Raw genomic sequence first — 4,554 nt, 5'->3', positions numbered from 1 at the left:
GAATATACGCTGTCCGCCACGCTCTTCAGGCCTATGTTCAGTTTAAATTCACTTCCGGCCTGCACCGTATCGGGGCCCGTCAGCGTCACGGCGGGTTCTTGTAACGGCTTTTCTATGGCAATAATTGCTTTATTTGATTGAACGGTTTTATCATTTAACGTTACGTTTGCCCAGACTTCAATAGTGTCTACATTCCCTACCTGAGACATTAAACTCAAGATTGCAGGGTCGTATTGATCGTCCACAAAGGCGATATCAGGGTGACTAACTTTATACTCTATTTTTGCATTGCTCAAATCTGCAACCTCACCGTTGCTAAGTAGACCGTTTAGTGTAATTATTGCCGTTTCTCCGGGTTTTAGTTTATCTGGACTTACTTTAAGATTTACGCTTTCAAGGACAGGAGTTGTGTCTTTGACTATTAGCTTAGCATCGGCCCAGCTGGCATGATCATGACCATTGCCATTTCCGCCATCGGTAACTACTAATTTTAGTTCTTTTGCGCCCGTGATGTCGAGATTTATAAATTTTTGTTCCGTATTTCCGGTCATTAGACCGCTATCGTAAATCTTTGTACCGTCTGCATATACCTGGAATACTACGCTGGAGTTTGCCGGCTTTGATGCTCCCAGGTCTGTTCCAATATATGCTTCGAAAGTATTAAATCCTAGCCCATCGATGTTGTATATTATAGTGGAAGCAGCATGAGTTCCTATACCCTTTTCATAGGTTATGGCAGTGCCATCAGGACCTCTTAGTCTGATCGGATTACCAGAAACCGCCATATCCTTATTGACCGTACCCCAACCGGCCGAGGCGCTCACCCAGTTCATATCGCTAAGATACACATAAGAAACTGGAGTGAATGTAATAGTAAACGTTCTGTCCAGGAAACCATCCACCGTTTTCACATGGATATATGCCTTGCCAGGTAATTCCTGAGCATTAACGACTTCCACCGTTATATCGTCCCTGGCCGGAACAGCTTCCACTTCAGGTATGGGTTGGCCTACTATTTTGGGGACTATCACTTCATATTCCAATATATCGTTATTGAAACCTTTGAGAGATTTGCCACCTACTTTTATGTCCTGCAAAAGTGTGAAGTCTATCTGTCTTTTACTCAAGTCCATCGGAGACATTTCCTTGGTAACAGGTCTTATAAAATAGCTATAGGAATAGGGTTTGTCTGTGTATAACATATATTGCGGAAGTGCTGTACCTGCCCAGCTGTTCCACACTCCCATTTCTTTGTAATCTACCGTCAGCACTATATCATTCAGTCGCGTCAGTTCAAATGGATGTTTCGATTCATCCAGATCATTTTCCGCATAGTGCAATGCACTGAATTCAAATACCGGCAAGCCTCCGACCATAAGACCAAAGCCATCGTCGTCAGTCAGAGTAGCCCAGCGGACATCGGTTTTTTTCCCAGTGGTCTGCGGGTTGGGATATGGGAAGAACTGGTCTTCCACGGTGCCAGTATAAACATCCAAAAAAGCTCCATCATGGCGATCCCAGTAATTTTCATGGGGGCCGCGTCCGTAGTATGTTAGATTCTCGAATTCTCCCGGGACCATCATTTCCATACCTACAGCGGGGATTTCGGAAAGCGTTGCACTCGGTTTTACTGTACCTTTAACTACGATTTCGCCGCTACCGAAGATATAATAAGTTACTTTATACTTGGATGTGCCTTTAGTCGGCAGAGTGGCTTCCACTTGAATCTCTGCAACTTTTTCATTCTTCTGTAAAATTGTTGCTTTGTCAATGTGCATATCACGACCTGCATTCTTCCATGAAGCATTACGGCTTATCATACCATTCATGGTATCGTTGTCGTTAGGAGCTCTCCAAAAGTTAGGTATTGGGCCTGATTTTAACAGCTCCCTACCCTTATATTTAAAAGAGTTTATGGTGCCTTTGTTCTTGTCGAAAAGCACTTCAAAATCCTGACCCGTAACAGTAACCTGATTTTCGGCCTCGTCGACATGTATGGCCGGCATATTATCAATATCAAACTCTGGAGCTTCAGGTACATCATAGGGCATCTGAATTTGGAGTCTGGCCACTTCATGGCCTTTCGGCGCCCACTTTGTGTCCTCGGCCAATTTGACGCTGATGTTCAGCCAGTACTCTACTCCCGGTTCTAACTCCGGTTTGTTGATGGGCAATGTGACAGTCGTCGTCTCTCCACCGGGCAGGTCGATGTCCAGAACCCCTTCTTGAAGCACCTTATCGTCAGCGGTGAGGTTCCATGTCACGTCAAATTCATTTAAATTGGTGAAGAGATAGTCATTCCACAACTCAATCTGATTATGTTCGAGATTTGCAGATTTTACCTTAATGGCCTGGTAAGCCGCTTTTATGTCGTAGATTTCAGGTTGAGGCGTCCTGTCAGGATTTAGAAGACCATTCATAAAGAAGATGCCGTCGCTGGGATAATCCCCCCAGTCGCCGCCGTAAGAGAAAAAGGTTTCGCCATCATATCCTTCGGGAATAGGCAATCCGTCAACACCTTTATCTACCGGCAATCTAACTGATTGATCCACAAAATCCCAAATGAAACCTCCCTGAAGATTGGGGTATTTGTCTATTATTTGCCAGTACTCTTTCACATTTCCGCAGCTATTTCCCATCGCGTGCAGGTATTCACACATAATGAAAGGTTTCTGATTGCCCGAACTTCCATAACTCTCTAATCTTGAAAGACTGGGATACATTTCACTCTGAAAATCTGCAATGCTGTTATCTTGCTGGAAATGAATTAACCGCGTTGGGTCGTATTCCCGTATCCAATTTCTCGCATTGACAAAAGGTGTTCCCGAACCGCATTCATTTCCCAGAGACCAGAAGATGACTGACGGATGATTTTTATCTCTTTCAACCATAGTGTGTATCCGGTCTTCCACAGCGGCGTACCAATCTGGACTATTACCCGGAAAAGGTCTCATATCATGAGTTTCAATATTTGCTTCATCCAAAACATATAAACCGTATTCATCGGCTAAATCGAAAAAGGTTTGAGAAGCCGGATAATGGCCCATACGTACAGCATTGATGTTAAAACGTTTCATTATTAAAATGTCTTGGAGAATCTGTTCTTTAGTCATTGCATAGCCTTTATCAGGATGGACTTCATGGCGATTTACACCTCTAATTACGATGGGTTTTCCATTAATTTTCACTTGCCCATCTTTCAGTTCGATTTCACGGAACCCGACTCTGGCGCACAATGTTTCAATAACATTTTCGCTGTTATCTTTCAAAGTTAAAACCAGTTTATATAAATTAGGCTTTTCGGCTGACCACTTCAGCGGGTTGACTACCAATTTCTTTTGTTCTGCAACTATTTCATCTTCATTTTCCAGAAAAGTAATTTCATATGACAGCGGCTCGTTAAACACAGGTGTATTATCCCAACCATAAAGCATCGCTTCTACTTTATGAACGGCAGGAGTACTTTCTCCATTGTTTTTAACATTAACCCTGAGAAACAGTTCCGCATCTTTATAATTCTCATCCAGATCCGTGCGGACCGTATAATCGCGTATATACACTTTGGGTTTGGAGTAAAGGTACACATCACGGAAAATGCCGCTTAAATCAACCATGTCCTGGTTTTCCAGCCAGGCGCCGTCAGACCACCGGTATACTTCTACTGCAAGTATATTTTCCCCTTCTTTAATATACTTCGTAATATTAAAATCATGATTTGTAAAGCTATCCTCACTATAACCTACATATTGACCATTAACCCAAAAATAATAAGCGGATTTTACACCCTGAAAAGAAATGTATACATCACGGCCTGCCCAACCATCGGGAATCGTGAATGTTCTGCGATAAGATCCCACTTCATTATGTTCAACGGGAACTTTCGGTGGGCTGATTCGACCATACCCCTGCCAGGGATGTTCTTGATTCAGATAAATGATATCCCCATATCCGTATAATTGCCAGTTGCTTGGAACCGGAATTTCATCCCAATCATCCACATTGTAATCTTCTTTGTAAAAGTCTGCGGGCCTTTCGTTCGGGTTTTTAGACCAGTGAAACTTCCATATCCCATTTAGAGATTTATAATATGGCGATTTTTCAAAGTCCAATGTGAGGGCTGATTCAACATCAGGATACGATATGGTTCTCACACCGGCCGGTTCGATATTTTCATGATATATGCCGGGGGTGCCATTCCACTGTGTACCGGTAAATTCTTCCGCCAGTACGGTAATGTTTCCACCCAAAGGCCATAATGTCAAAAGTAATACAAGCAATGTAATAATCACTTTTTTGATATTCAATTTTCATCCCCCCCTAAATCATTAGTAACTTATAGCCTATTATTGCACATCTTCATAAATATTAATTTTTGTGAGATTTTACCATTACATCGAAGGTCTTCTCATTGATTTTGCTATGGAAGGAGGTTGCCTACCTTCCATAGCGATTTTTTTGTCTTTTCCGATACCCTATTGCCTGTCGATTATCCTGAAGGCCACATATACCAGATCCAAGATGCCTACCTCTCCGTCGGGTTCCCCCTCCTCTCCA

The 4,554-nt window shown here is 42.7% G+C and carries 1 protein-coding gene; it reads right to left on the bottom strand.

Going from position 1 to position 4,554, the window contains the following annotated elements; translation table 11 throughout:
• A partial coding sequence (gene lacZ / locus ACKX14_RS15395) for a beta-galactosidase, LacZ type (protein WP_422449221.1) occupies nucleotides 1-4,304 on the bottom strand: 4,304 nt, incomplete at its 3' end.
• Between the last annotated feature and the right edge of the window lie 250 nt (nucleotides 4,305-4,554).

The sequence above is a fragment of the Thermorhabdus hydrogeniformans genome (assembly GCF_049310025.1).
Classification (GTDB): Bacteria; Bacillota; Thermosediminibacteria; order Thermosediminibacterales; family Tepidanaerobacteraceae; genus JBJYKD01.
This window is presented reverse-complemented; position numbering and strand designations above follow the sequence as displayed.